The sequence below is a fragment of the Paenibacillus sp. Root52 genome, assembly GCF_001426865.1.
Lineage (GTDB): Bacteria > Bacillota > Bacilli > Paenibacillales > Paenibacillaceae > Paenibacillus.
Map to the genome: position 1 here is coordinate 120235 of NZ_LMFO01000007.1, position 18099 is coordinate 138333.

At 40.3% G+C, this 18099-nt stretch carries 20 protein-coding genes; 11 read left to right on the forward strand and 9 right to left on the reverse strand.

Annotation, left to right across the window (positions count from 1 at the left end; translation table 11 throughout):
- Positions 1–62: 62 nt before the first annotated feature.
- The 6 genes from ASD24_RS09765 to ASD24_RS09790 all read left to right on the forward strand — a co-directional run bounded on the left by ASD24_RS09765 (position 63) and on the right by ASD24_RS09790 (position 7361).
- Positions 63–527, forward strand: a complete 465-nt coding sequence (locus ASD24_RS09765) for a hypothetical protein (RefSeq protein ID WP_056694952.1) — start codon at positions 63–65, stop codon at positions 525–527.
- A gap of 77 nt (positions 528–604) precedes the next feature.
- Positions 605–988, forward strand: a complete 384-nt coding sequence (locus ASD24_RS09770) for a hypothetical protein (protein ID WP_056694954.1) — start codon at positions 605–607, stop codon at positions 986–988.
- Positions 989–1013: 25 nt separating this feature from the next.
- On the forward strand, positions 1014–1565 hold the full coding sequence (locus tag ASD24_RS09775) for a hypothetical protein (protein ID WP_056694956.1): 552 nt from the start codon (positions 1014–1016) through the stop codon (positions 1563–1565).
- A 106-nt stretch (positions 1566–1671) separates the two neighbouring features.
- Positions 1672–2526, forward strand: a complete 855-nt coding sequence (locus ASD24_RS09780) for a hypothetical protein (RefSeq protein ID WP_235540496.1) — start codon at positions 1672–1674, stop codon at positions 2524–2526.
- Between the two features lie 204 nt (positions 2527–2730).
- Complete coding sequence (locus ASD24_RS09785) at positions 2731–3945, forward strand: S-layer homology domain-containing protein (RefSeq protein WP_056694960.1); 1215 nt, start codon at positions 2731–2733, stop codon at positions 3943–3945.
- Entirely contained in the window at positions 3945–7361 is a 3417-nt protein-coding gene (locus tag ASD24_RS09790) for a DUF5704 domain-containing protein (RefSeq protein WP_056694962.1), read from the forward strand. Before ASD24_RS09785 ends, ASD24_RS09790 begins: the two co-directional genes overlap by 1 nt.
- 58 nt (positions 7362–7419) lie before the next feature.
- On the opposite strand, the gene ASD24_RS09795 is transcribed toward ASD24_RS09790, so the two are convergent.
- The 9 genes from ASD24_RS09795 to ASD24_RS09840 form a co-directional block, all read right to left on the reverse strand.
- On the reverse strand, positions 7420–8049 hold the full coding sequence (locus tag ASD24_RS09795; protein ID WP_056694964.1) for a hypothetical protein: 630 nt from the start codon (positions 8047–8049) through the stop codon (positions 7420–7422).
- Positions 8050–8134: 85 nt separating this feature from the next.
- Positions 8135–8440: a hypothetical protein gene (locus tag ASD24_RS09800; protein ID WP_056694966.1), complete on the reverse strand. Its 306-nt coding sequence runs from the start codon at positions 8438–8440 to the stop codon at positions 8135–8137.
- 84 nt (positions 8441–8524) lie between these two features.
- Positions 8525–9775 (reverse strand): ParM/StbA family protein, encoded by a 1251-nt coding sequence (locus tag ASD24_RS09805; RefSeq protein ID WP_056694968.1) that lies wholly within the window; start codon positions 9773–9775, stop codon positions 8525–8527.
- A 116-nt stretch (positions 9776–9891) separates the two neighbouring features.
- The gene (locus ASD24_RS09810) at positions 9892–10155 is read right to left on the reverse strand and encodes a hypothetical protein (protein WP_162248941.1); all 264 of its coding nucleotides are present in this window, start codon (positions 10153–10155) and stop codon (positions 9892–9894) included.
- Positions 10156–10226: 71 nt separating this feature from the next.
- A complete protein-coding gene (locus tag ASD24_RS09815) occupies positions 10227–10784 on the reverse strand; it encodes a hypothetical protein (protein ID WP_056694976.1) in 558 nt (185 codons plus the stop codon).
- Positions 10781–11200 (reverse strand): hypothetical protein, encoded by a 420-nt coding sequence (locus ASD24_RS09820; protein WP_056694977.1) that lies wholly within the window; start codon positions 11198–11200, stop codon positions 10781–10783. Before ASD24_RS09820 ends, ASD24_RS09815 begins: the two co-directional genes overlap by 4 nt.
- A gap of 779 nt (positions 11201–11979) precedes the next feature.
- On the reverse strand, positions 11980–13059 hold the full coding sequence (locus tag ASD24_RS09825; RefSeq protein WP_056694978.1) for an RNA-guided endonuclease InsQ/TnpB family protein: 1080 nt from the start codon (positions 13057–13059) through the stop codon (positions 11980–11982).
- A 5-nt stretch (positions 13060–13064) separates the two neighbouring features.
- Positions 13065–13463 carry an IS200/IS605 family transposase gene (gene tnpA / locus ASD24_RS09830; protein ID WP_056694979.1) on the reverse strand — a complete coding sequence of 133 codons (399 nt, stop codon included), beginning with the start codon at positions 13461–13463 and terminating at the stop codon, positions 13065–13067.
- A gap of 382 nt (positions 13464–13845) precedes the next feature.
- Positions 13846–14325: a DUF5662 family protein gene (locus tag ASD24_RS09840; protein WP_056694984.1), complete on the reverse strand. Its 480-nt coding sequence runs from the start codon at positions 14323–14325 to the stop codon at positions 13846–13848.
- 246 nt (positions 14326–14571) lie between these two features.
- Between ASD24_RS09840 and ASD24_RS30240 the strand changes: the two genes are divergently transcribed.
- The 5 genes from ASD24_RS30240 (at position 14572) to ASD24_RS09860 (ending at position 17926) form a co-directional block, all read left to right on the forward strand.
- Positions 14572–14724, forward strand: coding sequence for a hypothetical protein (locus ASD24_RS30240; RefSeq protein WP_156395410.1), 153 nt, complete (start codon positions 14572–14574; stop codon positions 14722–14724).
- Between the two features lie 71 nt (positions 14725–14795).
- The gene (locus tag ASD24_RS09845) at positions 14796–15107 is read left to right on the forward strand and encodes a hypothetical protein (protein WP_056694986.1); all 312 of its coding nucleotides are present in this window, start codon (positions 14796–14798) and stop codon (positions 15105–15107) included.
- A 427-nt stretch (positions 15108–15534) separates the two neighbouring features.
- A complete protein-coding gene (locus ASD24_RS09850) occupies positions 15535–16512 on the forward strand; it encodes a DnaA N-terminal domain-containing protein (protein WP_056694989.1) in 978 nt (325 codons plus the stop codon).
- A gap of 551 nt (positions 16513–17063) precedes the next feature.
- Positions 17064–17462 carry a hypothetical protein gene (locus ASD24_RS09855; RefSeq protein WP_056694991.1) on the forward strand — a complete coding sequence of 133 codons (399 nt, stop codon included), beginning with the start codon at positions 17064–17066 and terminating at the stop codon, positions 17460–17462.
- 170 nt (positions 17463–17632) lie between these two features.
- Positions 17633–17926: a hypothetical protein gene (locus ASD24_RS09860; protein ID WP_056694993.1), complete on the forward strand. Its 294-nt coding sequence runs from the start codon at positions 17633–17635 to the stop codon at positions 17924–17926.
- Positions 17927–18099 lie beyond the last annotated feature (173 nt).

Consider the following 18099-nt stretch of genomic DNA (forward strand, 5'->3'; position numbering starts at 1 on the left):
AATTAAAGCTAAATTCTATTTTATTTACAAAACATACTTATATCTAAAGGAGATTATCATTCATGGGAAGTAATGCAACCTCAGCTCTAAAAATTGGTGCAGGAGTATTTTTGACAATTGCACTCATCACGATCGTCGTGACTCTCTTCATTTCGTCAACCGATGCTGTAAAAGAAGGACAAACTCAATTTTCAAGCATTCAAACTCAACTTTCTCAGACACGTTACAACGTATACGAAAACACAACGATGACTGGTAGCCAGGTGATGAATGCCGTTAGACAATTTAATAACGAAACTCAATTTGGTGTTTTTGTTCAAACAGGTAAAGGCGGATTGACATACTATGGTAATACTTTCAATCAAGACACAGGAAATATAGAAGGTGTAACCAATAACACTAAATTAGGACCGGCATTAGATGAAGCTGATGTTAACTACATCAACCCATCGGGGAAATTCAAAGCTTCTGTTGTACGAGATGCCAACAACGTAGTCCGAGGTATTATTTTTAAACAAACTAAATAATTCTAATCCCCTCCCCGTCGCTTCCCCGATTAAACTAGGGAAGCGACTCTCTTTATGAAGATCTAAGGAGGTTCCAAATGAATTCAAATATTCGTAGTTTCATGCTTCTATCCGCTGGTTTCTTTCTATTTCTTGGTACAGGTACCTACGCTGTGAAAACAGTCGAATCAATAAATGAAGGGACAAAATTAGCTTATAAACTCAATGCAGAAAACGATAGACAAGTTAAAGCAAAAATCGCCATACCTGGGGAAGAAGTCTACAGTGGCTCTATGATCGTCAACTTGATTCGTACTGAAGAACGCGACATGGATATTGAAGTTGGTGGTGTACTTTACAGCAAATTAGATAATTACACTTCATTCAACCCAACACCTATTAACTTAAATCAAAGATACAAAGCAACTTACAGCCGTGACGAGTCAGGCTATATACTTAAAGTTTCTTTCAGCAGCATGTAAGAACTAAAAAGGAGCCGTAGACCTTATGAAATACGTAACCGGCGCTTTCGCCGCTTTACTGGCTATTTTCCTACTTGTCTTTTACCCACTCTATGAACAAGCACGTAGCCAAGACAAGATAGCAAATACTATTGTCCAAAGCGCATCGACTCAGTTCATTGATAGTGCAAGAACCAAAGGATATATCACACCGCAGATGTGGGAAGATTTTAATCGACAACTGGCCGCTACAGGCAATCAATATGATGTAAAGCTTGAACACTTGCATAAGCTAACTAGTCCTAACTATAGTGACCCAGCAAACCCAGCTACATTTCAAGGTGATTTCACCACCTACTACAGTGCCTATTACAACGATCAAATCATGCCCGTCATGTTTCCTAATAACAGTTTACCAACCGAGGATAAGTCACGACGCTACGTCATGCAGGTTGGCGATTACATCGGTATTAATCTAACCAATATCAACCGAACAGCCGCTACACAACTTTGGGACTTTCTCATGAATGACAATACCGGACAAGCTGCCACCGTTTTAATGAACTATAAAGGAATGGTTCTCAATGAAGATTATTAATTTTTCTCTTATTTTTGTTTTGATCTTTCTTCCTTTATTTCAGATATCATCAATGCGTTTAAATGACCTAGAAAACTCTATTCAACTTACTAATCGATATGACGTTATGATGAAAACCGCAGTTCAGGATGCAGCTAACGTCATGAACGATACGGTCAATCAAGATTACGAACCTGGTTATGGTTCGAAGAAATTCTTCAGAGCAAATAAAGAACGCGCAGTTGAGAGTTTTTACCGCACACTTGCTTTAAACTTTGATATTAACGGTGATGCGATTGCCGTTGGAAACCTTGCCGGATACATACCAGCGATTTTGGTCATCGATTATGATGGGTATTACGTGTATTCTACCGAATCTTTCGTTGATTCTAAGGGGCAGACCCAGCTCCGCCCCGTTTGGTCACCAAAGAAGCCTTATTCCTATTCTGATGCTCAAGGCAACATCATACAGTTCTCACTCGATGATTTCGTCAAAAGCTATAATAAGAGCTCTGATCGTTGGATTCAGGGGAAACGACACGAAGTTGCTGGCCAAACTCAAATTAACCTATTAAAAGATCCCCAAACGTTTGAAAGTGTTCGTAGACAAACGATTATCAACGGCATTCAGAACGATCTAGCTTACGTGATTAACCGCCATAATCAATACGCTACGCGCTACGGGGTAGATTACATCTTCACCCTGCCCCAGATCTCTCAGGAGGAATGGGACAACGGAATCGATGATATCGGTATTGTCGCCTTCGTACAAGGCATACCCGTAGGAGATCAAGCGTATAACAACTACGCTTTTGGTGGCGGACGACTACAAAAGAAGAAAACACTCTACGCTACTACCGATCCAAGAACAGGAATCAAGTATTACGATCGTGATGCCTCGAAGTTACCTGGCCGTGTAGAAGAACGATTTGATAGCGAGCGAGATGCAGCGCGGTATGGTTATTTCCCTCTCAGTAAGTAGAAAAGCAAACACATTAGCCTATGTTGACGATATAAGAAATGAGAGGGAATTCCTCCCAATCGTATTGTCTCGAAAAACCGGAGTCTCCCCTCTCGTTGCCCCTGACGCGACATAAGTGCCTGAAATGTCGCAGACAGTAGCAACCGAATAATAGATCGAAGTAGGAGTTCTTCCAAAATTAATTCCATCAAAGGAGCGAATCATATGAAAAAACAATTCACGAAAATCGCAGGTATCGCCTTAGCAGCAACACTCACGCTTGGTTTAATGGGTAGCACAACATCTAATGTACAAGCTGCCACGTCGCAGTTTAAGGACGTTAAAGCGACTCACTGGGCTGCTAGCGCCATTGAAAAAGGTACATCCAAGGGCTACATCGATGGGTATACCAACGGTACCTTTAAGCCAGATGCCAGCGTTACACGCGCCGAGTTTGTCAAAATGGTCGTGTCAGCCATGAACATTGACACTACTCAAGCAAACGGTAAATGGTACGTAGAATATGTGAACGCGGCAAACAAAGCCGGTCTATACGCATCTACCGACTTCTCAAATTCCGATGCAGCGTGGACGAAAGTCATGACACGCGAAGAAATGTCTCGCGTAGCAGCTCGAGCGATCGGAGAAACAACAAAAGAAAATGACAAGTGGATGTATCTTGCAACTAAATCGGGTCTGATTAAAGGCGTGGGTAAAGGTCAGCTTGCTCCACAAGGACTGACCACTCGTGCGCAAGCGGTTGTGCTCATCGAGCGGATCCTTTCGAAGAACACCGGCGCGTCCCTGGATGTCGATAAGTATGCAGTTGGTAACGCAGAGATTGTATGGCACGGTACCAACATCTTCACGGTGATGCCAGAAAAGTGGGTTACACCGGACTCTGACGTGAAACAAGCGGGTAAGTCGTCTGTCGAGGAAATGTGGAATAAAAATCTGATGACTATTACATCAAAGGATGGACTGTATCAAGGTAAGCTTGAAGCATTGGTCGCTATTGATCTGGCTGATCCAAATGATCCGAATCTTGGTCTGATCGCACCAATCAATACACTAAAATGGTTTAACAACCGTCCTTCTATAACCAACCTGATGGTTAAAGACCAGAAAAATAGCTACGTCCTCTACTTCAAAGGTGGGACGGTGTTTAACAAAGATACAAAAAAATATAATCCTAATACTAATTTAAGATTCCGCGTTGATGGCTTTGATAGTCCTAATCTTGATGCATTCTTCAATAAAGGGGTTTTGAATAAAACAGCGAGTATTTATCGTAATGATCGAACAGACATCCCTGCTGTAATTATCCCAAAAAGCGGAACTGTACAAACAAACGGAAATTTGGAAATCATATTGCAAACCCCTGCGGCTGGGAATCTGTTCAGCGAAATCAGTCCTCTTAGCCTTAGAGGAACTCGCTAATGCAAAAGAACCGACGACGGCTAATACTTGTCGGACTCAGTGTGCTGCTTCTCACGAGCGGCATACTGGGTGTTTTTTTTCCAATAGCGGGAAAGCTTGAAGCTGCAGCTCCAATAAAAAAGGATTTATCATACAATGACGGTGCAAAGAAACATCCACAAAAAGGATCTTTAATTTTCTCAAAAAAACCTACGGATACTGTTACAATCTCTGAAGATGTAGGAGCAAATAATAAGATTCAAAAAATTGAATTTTATAAAGGGAACCAAGTTGTTAAAACCATTGATGTCAATGCGCAGACTTTTAATCAAACAGTTTCATTTAACGGTGAGAAGCACGAAGTATTGTCCGAAAAAAACGGATCTTCCGGTTCGTATTTCGCATGGAGTCGCGGTGAAACACGAAATTGGTTCGCTGACCTAGAGGGAGAAACATGGCAAGGAATTAGCTCTCTAACGGATAAAGAAATCGGTACAGAGCCTATTAACGGAAAAGAACACCGTGAATTTCCTGGGCGGAAAATAAAAATGACTATCAAATACTCTCGTAATAAACCCTTTTTTAGTACAATTGACGGAGTAAATCTTCAATTCGAAAAAGATTTCATCGATGACCGATCTAATATTATTCGTCAACAGAATCCAAGTACTCCTTCAGAAAAACGCGTAATTGTTGACTACGATCAAGATGTATCCACTGGAAGTCTCAAAATTACCGGCAAGGCGCATCCCACAACAGTAGTTACTGAAATCCTCGCAGGTCTTGAGAAAAATGCTACTGACGGCCCCACAAGAAGCTTGGATTTTGCGACAATAACCTTTACACAGGAACACTACGCTGACGGGGAAAAGTATTATGTTAGAGCAAACAGTTCCGCCGATATGGTTAAATACGACCCAAAGAAACCAAATGCACAAGCAATGATTTATTATTATGCAGCATATAACTACACATTCTCGTCATTCACATACCAGTACCCAGATCACTATTTAATCTACACGGACGATGGCCCGCCGCCCAAAGACCCGCAAAACTCTTGTACCATCACAGATGGACGAGTAATCGAAGGCGAAAAAATGACACCAAACGCGAGCGCGGTAATCAAAGCGGATCAACGTGACCGTGAAATGTTTGATGTCCTTCTAGGAATTCCAACGTCCGAAAGTCTGTACGGAAATGTTCTCGCGAATGAATATTTACACCAGTATAAGTTCCAAGAAAAAGTTGGAGTATGTACCTATGATATAACCGTAACACGAGATTATACACTCAACTGGGATCCCGGAAAGACTGTTCCAACTGCCGATGGAAAAGGAACGACTACAGTACCAGATCCACAAACAGCGAACGAAACAAAAAATTATCCAATTCATGTTGAGCGGACACTATCCTATTGGGTTGTCGATAAACTCGGTGTTTATGAGATCGACAGTGCTGAGCTGAAGAACTATGCCTTCAATGGCGAAATCATAACGATTCATCCAGCCGGTTATGTCCCACCCATTGTCACACTGACCCGTGAAGGTAAATATGTACCAGACCCTGGGCCTGGTAACTATACGGCTCCATCCAAAACGTTAAATGGAGGAAAATCAAGACCATCTATCCCTTCCAGCGAAAGCGCCGAGTTACAAGCCTTGACCGAAAGCAAAATTAAAGAAGTCAAAGTCAACAACGACACCCTTGTTTTCAATAGCCAAACACTAATGAATGGCAGCGTTGTAGATAAAAAGACACAAGATCCGACGCGGCTACCTGACCCGAAAATAATTGGTAGAGACGTACTGTACAGCCCAGGAAATATGATTCCAAGCAGCAAAATAAATAAACAGAGCGAACCTAGTAGCGGTAAGATCAAGTATAAGGAGCTCAGCGCTAATTATAACGCCCCTCCGGGCGATACCTATCCAATAGGTGGTATTAACCCGGTAACGGTGCATACGCCCGTTGTGAACTACTCATCGGCATCTGATGATCAACCTCACAACCAAAAGACAACACCGAATTATAGTCGAATGGCCTTCATTCTTGATCGTCCATTCACTGTGACCATTCCAACAAGCGGTCAGCATCTAAATTATCCTGGATACGGGAATCGGGATTATGCAAAATATTTCCGAAGTAAAGAAGTCTACTTCCCGTTCGATGTGTATTCTGCAGATAAGTCTACTTTTTATCCGAAGAACACCTGGATTAATATCCCGGTTCCACAGCTCACGACGGAGTTCTTCCTCCCTGTATGGGTCGATGAGGGGGACTACACGGTTTTCTACCGAAACATTGCTGAGAACGCTCCAGACGTAAGACCAACCCAGCAGGATGCAAACTTCGACCTCATCAACCATGTGGCATCGGATACCGTCGATGTTGAGGTCATTGGTCGTCTGTATGATTTCCACATTACGGACATCGCGGACTATAACTGGGAAATGGTATTCCGGACACAGTCAGGCAGCCTCACACCGACTGGCAATAGTTATTGGACAGGCTTGCTTGGCATCGATGGCGCAGCTCGTGGAAACAGACAACCCTTTACGCTGCCGATCCTGCCAGGTAAAAACCCGTTAGAGGGTACCAAAAACGTAACGGTCAAAACAGGATATCACGTTAAATTTGACCTCAGAACGAAGGGAAATATGTTCAGCAAGCAGGATGGTATTCGTATCACGCCAAGTTTCATGTACGTGAGCCGTGACGGTAAAACAAAAACAGCGGTAGATCTCTACTACGATGATGATCATCGAAAATTTATCAAAGTTGGTTCTAAAGAAGATACTGAGGAACGGTATGTCATCTTGAATGATCGCCTTAGAAATGTACCTGAAGAAGAGCTAACGGACACCGCTCGATACAAATACGACAACTACTATACCTTCGCCGAAATGAACGGCGTAAGCCGCGATTTATTTATCGCAGACTACATTCGCCGATTCACGAAGGAGAAAACACCTGTTGGGGGATTTAGCTTGATGCTCCTTCCAGAACAGATCCGGACGTTAGTTGGACCAAAGACTAACATTCCTCCCTCTGTTGACATGGCCAGAGCAAACGCCGCCGTGCAGAAATGGTATGGTCAGTATTCCTTGCCTGGAGATCCTTACGTCGTAAAAGCTGGAACCAACTTGGCCGAGTATAGCCGGACGAACGGAGCCTTAACCAAACGTGATCCCGTCTTCTTGAAGGATGGATACATTATCCTTAACTTCAATATAGAAAGTATTAAAAACGGTAACCTGAGCCAGCCTCACCTGCAGTACATCAATGCCCCGCTAATGAATCAGTGGACGATGGAAGGCTTCAGCCGCAGCGTGCAGGACTCCTGGGGAAGAACCTTCGCTTTGAGAGACGGCGACATTGTATTCTTCAATGCCGATAAGTCCTATAAAGATGATTTCCAAGCGGAAGTAACACACTAATTAAGCAAAGAAAGCCTAACTCCATCGTGGAGTTAGGCTTTCTTATTTGATCATTTCATCAGTCTAATTGTAAAACGTTTTTAAGTTCCTCAAAACTAGGATCCATTCTATAAGTCATCCCCGTCCGATAATCAAACATGGGATAGATTCCAACAATATTGTCTTTGGATATCATGTGAGTATGAACTTGGACGACCCAATCTTCAATCACTTTACCTCTTCTAAAATGTTCCTTAATATCAGCTATTTGTTGGTAGAATGGTACTTCCTCAGTTTGATTAAAAATGTCGATAGATTCAAGCTCATTATTAGCTTCGATTTCTAGCTTAACAAAGTCATTGTAACCTATAGGGGTTACATCAATATAATCACGAATCTCAAGCTCTAATAGACAATACGTAGGCTCCCAGAATTTAAAACCAATAGCCGTTGCCCCTGATGCACAGAAAAACTCATAAAAATGAGTGTAATTACGCAATTCCGTCCTACCGAGGTGGCTAAATCCGAATATAAGCCCTGGACTGTCTACCCCGTTTCGCTCTCTATATTCCTTAAGCACTATAGGATAAACTATCTTCATGTTTGGATACTTTTCAAATGGATGAGTTACGCTAAAATCACATTCATACGTATGGTTTTCTAAAATAGATCTAGCTACATCACTATGTTGCACAGTCCAAAACTTCAAAAATATCTCTCCTCTGAATTATATTGATCACTTGTTCCCCACAACTATGTAAAACCTACTTAGCTGTTACTGCAATTTCTCTTTTTCACTCTGTCACCAAGAACCCTGCAGATCCAATATATTGACCAGGATCCACCACTGAACTAGACCCATGAAATTCACGAATCAAGGCATAACTAATAAGGGACAGACACAGAATCAAGAATAGCATCATTATAGCATTGCTGCGATCTCTTTGAACCTTCTGTTCACCTTCCTTGGCCTTTTTAGACGACGTCTGCCCCGTTTTCTCATCTATAGGCACTAACACTTGATCCTCGTGACGTACGCGCGTACTGCGGTATTTACGCTGCTGTCGATCGTGCTGTGCCTGTGGAGTGTCCGGCAGCATATAAATCCCTCCTTAATCTAGCAAAATCGATTAAAACAAAAAGGTGTGCGATTAAAAACCGCACACCCCTTCTAATTGAAGACCTTATGAAGCGTCTTTACGGTTAGGACGCATTCTAAGTGCCACTTGGTACAAGCCCTGCACGTTGAGGAATCTAGAGAATGAACTATCCAGATACACAATTGGTAACAGATTATCTTTACCAAATTCCGAAATACGGGATTGTAGTTTCGGGAATAACGTCCACTCAAGCGGAGTAGCTCCCCCACCAAATACGAAAATAACTTCAATGTATCCGGACACTTTGTTGAACACTTTACTGATTTCACCCGACATCGATTCAGCAAAGCGATCTTCTTGCGTTTGAGATACATTACTAACCCGTTCCCATTTTGCTTTAGTAAAAGTAGATGGCTCCTTATGTAGGAACTCTGCTAGCTCTTTTCTAGAGCGATACGCATAGCCCTCATTTTGCAACACACCAAGTGTTTCTTCGAGTACTGATCCATACCCCTTTTTAGTCGTTGTGCTGGCATCAGGGTTAAACCTACCATTCGAGAAGACAGCCCAGTCAATCGTACCTTCTCCGATGTCTATTCCAAGCAGATTTTCGGCGTTAACTAAGTCTTTCCCAGAGATACCCTCTAATTCTCCGTTTGGAAAACGTTTAACCGCTTCCTGACGGATCATTTCTAGCACTTCGTCTTTCGCAAGCATAAGCCCATATTGTGCAGATTCACCTTCGTTAATTACCATAACGTATTCAAAAATAATTTCTACTCGAATTAGATTTTTGAAATTATGGAATGTCACGATATGTGATCCTCCATTATTCAGATAAAGTTCCCGATATAATTCTGCACGAGTCTTATGTTCGTCGATCGGAAGTGCAGTCGCCAGATCAACCCGAACTTGTAAAACGTCGTTTTCTGGCAAATTACCAGTTGTATTATAGTGATCTTGTAGTCGATCAGCAGCAATTGTTCCTAGTGCTAGCACACCGGACAAATCTACTTCTGATTTACCAAGCTTAGAATATACGTCGAACTCTTCCACGCTATTTCCTGATTTAAGTGCACGTTCACCAAACAAACGTCGCTCCGTGGATTTAACCAATGGACTAACAAAGCTTAAATCCATTTGATTAATGATATCTTTCATAAAATCATCGATATCATCTGCACCCAGCGGTATTGTATTTCTATTAAACTGCTTCACTACTACACTTGGAAAAACCCGTATTTTTCCGTTAATGTTTGCTTTAACATAGCCATTTCCAAGATCAAGACCTGCTTTAATGGCTTGAATAATCGATTGTGCAGTAACTTTCGCCATAGTCGTATCTTCTCCTTTTTCTTGTGTGTCTATAATTTTTTTATAGCAAGCACGACAATAATATATATGTGACTCAATCTTGTATTTTTGAAATCTTTTCTATCAATATAAAATCATCAAGCAAAACTACTACCAGAGTCACCTAATAAGATATTAAGCTTATTATTTTGATCATTAACTTGACTGCCACCAGATCCAGATGTTGATTCACGTCGTATCTGATCCGCTATCCCTCCAGGATCATTTGCACCTCGCTGTTGACCACCAGACTCAGACGTTGCATCACGACGTATTTGATCCATCATACTTCCATGATCATTATTATTTCCCGAGTTGCCACCCGATCCATTCGTTGCGTCATGACGTATCTGATCCATCATRCTTCCATGATCATTATTACTTCCCTGRTTGMCACCCGATCCAGATGTTGCGTCACGACGTATCTGATCCATCATACTTCCATGATCATTATTACTTCCCTGGTTGACACCCGATCCAGATGTTGCCCATGATCATTATTACTTCCCTGGTTGACACCCGATCCAGATGTTGCGTCACGACGTATCTGATCCATCATACTTCCATGGTCATTATTACTTCCTGGGTTGCCACCTGATCCAGACGTTGCATCACGTCGTATCTGATCCATCATACTTCCATGGTCACTGTTACTTCCAGGGTTACTACCAGATCCATTTGTCGTATCACGATGAATCTGATGATTTCCACTTACAGGATCTTGAGTTCTTTGCTGATTAGAACCAGCTCCAGATCCATTAGAAGGAAGTAGTTCATGCGGTGGGAAGAAATGCGGTGAACTATTTTCCTGCATGTGCCTAACACGAAGGTTTAGATAGCTATGAATCACATCTCCTTCGCCGTATACCATCATTGCATCTGCGATGATTAGCTCAAGACTTTTCCCTAAACTAGTTTGGTTTTTAATCCAATTTTGTATTACTGGAGACTCTGGTTCCCAAAACGAAATACGTTTGCGATTCTCACTCATAGTACATCTCTACCTTTCTCCAAAATGATACGTTCACTCTGAATCTGTTTCGCATACTCTGTCAATTTAATAGCGGTTTGGAAACGCACAGAATGCAAAGAAGTCTCACCACTTGTTATACGTGATAACGTTGACTCACCAATTTTGGATTTTTTACTGATTTGATAGTTACTCACACCACTTTTATATAGCAGCCACTCGATCAATTGAATATCTGCAAAACCATCGTCCTCATTTGCAAATACCTGAGTCCGAACACTACGATCTTCAGCAAATCGTAAACTGAGCAGCAATGAGGCAATCGCTTCTTCTGCTCGTATTTCACGTCCATCCAGATAATAACGTCCCTCAATTATTTCAAATCTGCTCAATTTTTCATGTTGTCTTAAATCGACTGAGATATGATCAATAATCATGAATCACACTTCTTTTTCTCACTGAAAAAAATCGCTCCCATAGAAGCAGAGACGAATTTTTGGGGTTCATTTTCGACTCTCCTTTATATGTAGAAAATCATCATACAACGTCCAATGTATGTCTTCTAAAGGGCTCTTATTGCCTACAAAAACATTGTACCACGATACTTCCGCTTGGACAAGTATTCCAGTTAGTGCACGAACTTATTTCATCATATATTTCTACATTTTTTGCAAAACATTTTACGAAAATCAGATAATTTAAAATTATTTTAATATTTTTATCTATATTAATTATATGAATTATATGAAATCGAAAATAATCTCAACATTTTTTTCAATATATTATTGGTGATTTTCTTTCATATTTTATATTGCTTTAACAATGAGTTCTTAAGAAATAAATCAATTCACATTAAAAACACACGCCGAAAATATCGACGTGTGCTTCTTATCTCTATCTATTATGTAGTGCAATTATCTCCAGGTGGTCAATTGTAATTGCACATAATGCCGCTGTAGGAAATATTGAAGCTGCTCTAATGCTAGTCACTGACATACAAAGAAGTGCAAATGTTTATGTACAAGGATATATATATCCCGATCTCACCAATATCAAAACACTACCAGCATACTTGACACTCCCATCCCTAAAGGGGCAAGGTCACAAAGTGACTGGGATTCTTAGCTAGCTTAACGTCCTCAATTCATTTCTGCTTTGGACAGATGCTAAGATTAGGGTATGCCATTACCCCTCCTAAGACAGTGCATATTGCATCTTAGGCTGATTGACTGTTACCGCCAATCACAGTTGCGTAGCGAATATTCATCGCCCCAACGATATCTCGATGTTTCTCAAATCCACATGGGCACATATATCTTCGATCTTGTGCCTTGTTCTTTTGTGAACATTCCGGGCAGGATTGACTTGTATATGCAGGGTTCACATATTCCACGTTGATCCCTGCCATATTTGCTTTGTATTCAATGTATTGTGCCAAGCGGTAGAATGACCATGTATGTAGATTCTTTTCGTTTTTACGACTTGTTCTTGTCGTCTGCCTTATATTTGTTAGTTGCTCTAAGCGAATGACAGAAATCTTATTTTCGATGGCGAAATTCACGATTTCACGACTAACCTTGTGGTCTTTGTCTTTCATCCACCGTTGTTCTTTATCATCTAACTTGCGAATAGCGTTCAATTTCTTTTGTTTTCCTAGCTTTTTACGAACACTACGAAACTTCCGTTTCTTGTATTTGTTTTCTCGTCCATTCCCAAAGAAGCGAGCTCGATCATCCTCTGTGATGGCTACGGCAGGGACTTTCAACCCTAAATCAACGCCCAAAACCCGCATACCTGTTTTTTCCGTTGTTGGCAGGGTGACTGCAATTTGGGCTACCCACTTACCTGAGCTTTTCGTGACACGGAGCGTACCTAGTTTGTGCTTCAAAAGATCAACGTTTCGATGGTCTTTGTCGATGAACAATGCACGAATTTTTACACGATTGGATTTTCCCTCGACCATGACTGGAATGGAAATGTGGGTGAAGTCAAACGAATAATTTTGGTTATTCCATACACAAATCGGTTTCTTCAGGGTGGGTATGATGGTGTATTGACTTTTCTTCACTTTGGTAGAAAACACACTTTTCGCATCTTTAATCGCCTGATTTTTCACTGCACTTGGTAGATGAGCAGGAACGTCTTTTGTTGTCTTCTTCAAAATTTTCTTTTCTTCGACCATCTCAGCCACGAGTGTATTCACAACTCGGATATATTCATGACTACTTTGTTGCAATAGTTGGATCTGCTCTTTCGTCGGTAGCAGCTTGACCTTAACTGTTATAGTCTGAGACATCGGTTTCACCCCCTTTTCTTTTGTTGTTCAACATAACGCTTGATGGTTTCACTTGATACATTTCCAGAGGTAGAAACAAAATAAGAACGTGTCCACAAACTGGGCAAATGCAGAAGGTGTGGAAACTCTTCGCGTAGTTTTTTGGATGTGACTCCTTTTATTTTTGCCATGATATCCGCAGGGCTTAATGTTGGAAGTGCATGGAGAAACAGATGTGTATGATCTTTGTCGCACTCCAGTGCAACAATCTCAATGTTAAGCTCTGCACATACCTCATGCACCAATTCCTTGAAGCGCTGTTCTACCTCTGATTTGAGAAATATCTTTCTCCTGTATCGGGGGCAAAACACAAAATGATAGTTCAACAAAGATACTGTTGTGTGTGTTCTTCTATATTCATTCATGTCTACATTGTATCAGTTTGTAAGGTAAATTGAAACGTTCGGATACTTGAAGCGTATCCGACCTCACTTTCATCCCACGTCTAAAGAAGTGGGCTTTCTCGTTCGAGAATTCTGTAAATATCCTTTAGATTCCTTTATTCCAAGTCATGTCCTGCTCTAGCTTTTCAATCAGATCTTTTACTTCCTCGTTATTTTTCTCAGCCCACGCATACAATTCATTGAGCACCATATTCGCCGGTTTTTGATGTCATATACCGAAATAACTGCAGTCAGCCCTTCTTTTTTTTCGACGTTTTCCAACTGCACATGAGCCTCAGTCGCATTCATTTCAAGCATTTCTTTTGACATTGCACTAATAATCTGCATTAAATGTCCCCGAGACTTATTTATTTGGCTCTAATCGAGTTGCAGTATTAATCAATATTTGAGTTAACTCTTCAGAATAGTTAAATCTTTTCTTGTTTTCTAAGATCGAGTTTATAATTTTGCCGTCCCCATGCTCATTGCACGCTGCCATCCAATCACAAAACATCTCAACAATGTCCAAAAGATCCATTCCAGCTACACCGTTCAAATAATGTTGCGGATGATGTGAATTAACCCCGTAATGATGATCAAGTGCAACCTTCACTTTTTCTAAATGAGATTGGTACTCAACACTACCAAATTGATATCGACGATACTCCACGGTGTTCTGATGCAGAATACTTTTTTCTGGTTCTTCAAACTTAGATTTGTCATGTACAACGGATCGTGCCTTAAGTAACGCAGCAAATGTTTGCATATGTTGCTGGACACTTGATATATGGGCACGAGTATCTCTAACGTATTCTTCCTCGGTGTATGTTACAACCTTCGTCATATGTCATATTCCTTTCTTGTTTTGATCCACCCCATTCGTTCAACATCCTATATTTAGTATAATGAAATACTTACCATTCGCAATACATTTTATATCAAAAACACTGGTTGTTCAGTATTTTGTTTAAAACATTATAATATTATGAATCACAATAAAAAATATAGAAACACGGTGCGAATAATCATACTCGCACCAATTAAACATGTGATAAAGAAACTATAAACCAAAAAAGCTGGAGGCAATGACATGGATTATACAGAGCAATTGGAACGACTATATAACTTAACGCAGACTGAAGCGGAGCGTCCACTCACTCCAGAGGAATCTGCTCAATATACAGAGTTGTATGACAATCTAACGGCAGCGGATGTTCCTATTGAATTTGCAATCAACATCTAGTTCAACATCAAGCTATTTTTCGTAACTATCAATCCAATCTCATTTTTAATTAAAAGGAGCACGCTATCATCATGTTCACTCAAGAAGATTGTATCCCTCAGTCGCAAATTCATTCCAATTACGAGAATCAAGTCCTCGTACTAAACCCAAATCATCTGACACTAGAATATCGAAAAAAAGAATTTCAGCTTTGGAAGGCTACCGGAGGTTTTGGATGCAAACCCAAGAATCTTGGAACTGCCGTCTTTTCAACCTGTTTAGCTGATGGCGAACCAACTCGCTGGGAAAGATATGACTTTCTCGGCGTAGTTAAACCAGAAGTACTTGCCGCATTCAAAGCAGCAAACCCGGATCTCCTTGCAAAAGTGCTTGATCCTCAATAATCACTAAACCCAGAAACCCCTGAATAAAAAAACGTGATACATCCAAAAGCCCATACGAACTTCGTATGGGCTTTTTTTATGAAAAAAGAAAATTTAATTACTTCTGAATAATTTTTAACAAAAAAGAATTGTCCTTCCGATAAAGATAAAATAGGGAATCTGACCTATTGTGTAATAACTCTTTTCGTAAATGTTGTCAATAGATTCGCATTAATAACTCACATTGAAAATCTTAGGAATTGTGGTAATATGATGAACAAGGAAAAGAGCCACCCCCTTTTTGCAGTAAAGGGAGTGGCTCCGGCGATGAAATTACTATGCTCACCAACCTTAAAATAAGGAAGGAAATCAATCAAATTCAGGGTTAATAGTTATGGTAAGTATAGCGGATAAATCGCCCCTTTGTCAATTTTGGGAGGGCATTTCCGTGAAACAACAAAGCAGTGAAAATGTTACTTTTTTCCGTTATGTCGCTACGGCTGAAAAAGTATCTCGTACGCGTAATCGTGATGAACAGCAGATTACCGATCTCGTTACCGTAAACAAGAAAATATACTATTCAGCCAGCGAGGTTGCCGCATTCTCTCTTGAAGGATTTGGCCAATCTTTAGTTGCCCGATCAGGCAACAAAACAATCATTGAGAACTATGTTTTGGATTACTGGCAGCCTATTCTCGGCTTCCAAGCGACGATGGTGTATATCAATTATCATCGGATGTGTATCAACAACGATATGCCGTTCCGGTCGATCGATAACATGGCAGAAATGATGGGGATCAGTCGGCAGACGCTAAAGAAGTATCTTGAGATCCTTGAATCGTATGCCTTTGTTATGCGATTTTGGGCTGAAAGCAAAAAAAAGGCCGGCATGAATGATGCTACCCGGGTCAAAGTCCGAGCGAGTATCCCTTTGCTAAGTGAAGATCTAGTCGCAAAACTGCCTGATTCCATTCGAGAAAGTCATAACGCATTTATTCTCAATTTGAATGAGTCGTATGACATTGAGCTCTCTGAAAACATTCCAGAGATCTCTCCAGTGACAGTTATCGAGAATCAAGGTTTTGAACGTAAACCGAGCACTACTATCATTGGAACTGGTATCAAAGAGCACTTAGAACGTAAAAGTGAAGAAGCAAAATCGACTCGTACCGTCGAAGAAATTCGATTATGGGAAGAAGTCTGCTCCTACATAAAGACCAAGATAGCACATCAGTCATTTCAAACATGGTTTGGCCAATCGTATCTCTTGATCCGAGATGGAAAAATCATTATCGTAACCAGCCATGACATGGTTCGTGATTGGATCGCTAGAAGTTACATGCAGCTAATAGAGCACACTATAGAGGAGAATTCGGGACTGATACGCCCGATCACCATTAAAACAATAGAGCAAGTTATATTTTGAAAAAAGCGGGAGCATATATCCCGCTTTTTTTTATTGGCTGCCTTACGTTAGTACCCTCTTCATTACGCTATCTCCACTATGTTAAAAATTTTAACGTAACAAAAATGTGGATAACTTATGTTTGGTTAAAAAATTTAACGTAATACTTGGTTAAAATTTTTAACGTAATAAAATCCCTTTGGTTAAAAATTTTAACGCATGTTATCCACAGAAATTACTTTGTTAAAAATTTTAACGTAAGGATTTCCGTGTTCCCTTTGGTTAAAATTTTTAACGGGGGGGGTTTAAAAATTTAACACAAAGAAGTACTTCTTTAAGAATTACTTTTAATACACCTCCTTATAAAAGCTGACAAGGTACTTAGAAGAGTGCTCTCTTTCAACAATCACTTGAAGACAGATTTAGCAAAATAACCAATAGCACTCCAATACACAATTTGAGCACTTCAATCCATCTTCTTTTTTGTCATCACAAAAAAGTCGCGAGCGTTACGCGACCCATTAGGTACTTGAAGGTTTAGCGAGTTTTAAAGTTACGAAAAGGAGATTTTCATGAATTACACTAGTCAACAATCACAAGCCGAAAGTACACTACGAAGTGCATTCGTATATTTGATCGCACATGGTAAAGGTATGAGCTATGCTGAAGATCATCAAGGGGGTAACGATCTTAATCTAAAAGATTTATCTCAGTTGATTGCAGAAATGAAAAAAGATCGTATCCTCCAGGATAACGGTAAATACATACAGCAAACACTAGACCTTCTTCCAACTCACAATCATGAGACTGGTGAATTTCTTAAAAACAGTAAGCTCATCATTTTTGATACATCAGATCAAATCATCGAAGTAATTTCTTTTGAAGAGCTTTTTGCACTTCGCGACGAACTCGATAATCGGTATGGAATCAAAAAATGTGGATTTAAACGCTTGATTCAGTCGCTATTATAGCCAGATCTAACACTTCTACTTGCGTTTATTCATGTTCTTTTTTACCATTACGTGTAAGGAGATCAGATCTCTACATAGCTTAATCCTCAAAAGCAGCATGCTCAAAACCAAAATTATAAGACGCCGATTGCATCTGTTGACTCGGCTAATTCCAAAGGAGAACTAAACTAATGCGAATCATTGATGATCCACAAATCCAAAAAGGTTTTGTGAATGGCAATACATTCTTTGTCACACAAACTGAAACCGACGGTCTTTATAACATTTATCAAGCTTTTAACGAATTTAACGATTACGCTACCCCATCTGACATTCGAGCTGCACAAGCAGCTTTCAAAGACTTACCCGACGAAGAGATCATTGTCTCCATCGCTGGAGAAAACCAAAATGCGTTTCTGATGTATTATCAAATCCCTGTCGAAAAAGTAAACGAGTTCAAAATTAGTGCCAAAGAGAAGAATTAAAACCGTCTCTCTCAGAATCAACCCTAAAAACTAAAGCTTTTTCATTACAAGAACCGGCCGTGGTCTATCCCACGACCGGTTCTATTTCATTTTGCGAATTAGGTCTAAAGACTGCATTATTTCAAAATGATCCTGACACATAAAAAAATAATAATATTTTTAAAAATTCAAAT

Excerpts from the sequence above, each read along its gene's own strand:
- ASD24_RS09780 (WP_235540496.1), top strand. The coding sequence starts at position 1,672 with ATGATGAAAACCGCAGTTCAGGATGCAGCTAACGTCATGAACGATACG.
- ASD24_RS09775 (WP_056694956.1), top strand. The coding sequence starts at position 1,014 with ATGAAATACGTAACCGGCGCTTTCGCCGCTTTACTGGCTATTTTCCTA.
- ASD24_RS09860 (WP_056694993.1), top strand. The coding sequence starts at position 17,633 with ATGCGAATCATTGATGATCCACAAATCCAAAAAGGTTTTGTGAATGGC.
- tnpA (WP_056694979.1), bottom strand. The coding sequence starts at position 13,463 with ATGAATGAATATAGAAGAACACACACAACAGTATCTTTGTTGAACTAT.
- ASD24_RS09855 (WP_056694991.1), top strand. The coding sequence starts at position 17,064 with ATGAATTACACTAGTCAACAATCACAAGCCGAAAGTACACTACGAAGT.
- ASD24_RS09810 (WP_162248941.1), bottom strand. The coding sequence starts at position 10,155 with ATGATGGATCAGATACGTCATGACGCAACGAATGGATCGGGTGGCAAC.
- ASD24_RS09820 (WP_056694977.1), bottom strand. The coding sequence starts at position 11,200 with ATGATTATTGATCATATCTCAGTCGATTTAAGACAACATGAAAAATTG.
- ASD24_RS09785 (WP_056694960.1), top strand. The coding sequence starts at position 2,731 with ATGAAAAAACAATTCACGAAAATCGCAGGTATCGCCTTAGCAGCAACA.
- ASD24_RS09825 (WP_056694978.1), bottom strand. The coding sequence starts at position 13,059 with ATGTCTCAGACTATAACAGTTAAGGTCAAGCTGCTACCGACGAAAGAG.
- ASD24_RS09770 (WP_056694954.1), top strand. The coding sequence starts at position 605 with ATGAATTCAAATATTCGTAGTTTCATGCTTCTATCCGCTGGTTTCTTT.
- ASD24_RS09845 (WP_056694986.1), top strand. The coding sequence starts at position 14,796 with ATGTTCACTCAAGAAGATTGTATCCCTCAGTCGCAAATTCATTCCAAT.
- ASD24_RS09765 (WP_056694952.1), top strand. The coding sequence starts at position 63 with ATGGGAAGTAATGCAACCTCAGCTCTAAAAATTGGTGCAGGAGTATTT.
- ASD24_RS09790 (WP_056694962.1), top strand. The coding sequence starts at position 3,945 with ATGCAAAAGAACCGACGACGGCTAATACTTGTCGGACTCAGTGTGCTG.
- ASD24_RS09805 (WP_056694968.1), bottom strand. The coding sequence starts at position 9,775 with ATGGCGAAAGTTACTGCACAATCGATTATTCAAGCCATTAAAGCAGGT.
- ASD24_RS09800 (WP_056694966.1), bottom strand. The coding sequence starts at position 8,440 with ATGCTGCCGGACACTCCACAGGCACAGCACGATCGACAGCAGCGTAAA.
- ASD24_RS09840 (WP_056694984.1), bottom strand. The coding sequence starts at position 14,325 with ATGACGAAGGTTGTAACATACACCGAGGAAGAATACGTTAGAGATACT.
- ASD24_RS30240 (WP_156395410.1), top strand. The coding sequence starts at position 14,572 with ATGGATTATACAGAGCAATTGGAACGACTATATAACTTAACGCAGACT.
- ASD24_RS09815 (WP_056694976.1), bottom strand. The coding sequence starts at position 10,784 with ATGAGTGAGAATCGCAAACGTATTTCGTTTTGGGAACCAGAGTCTCCA.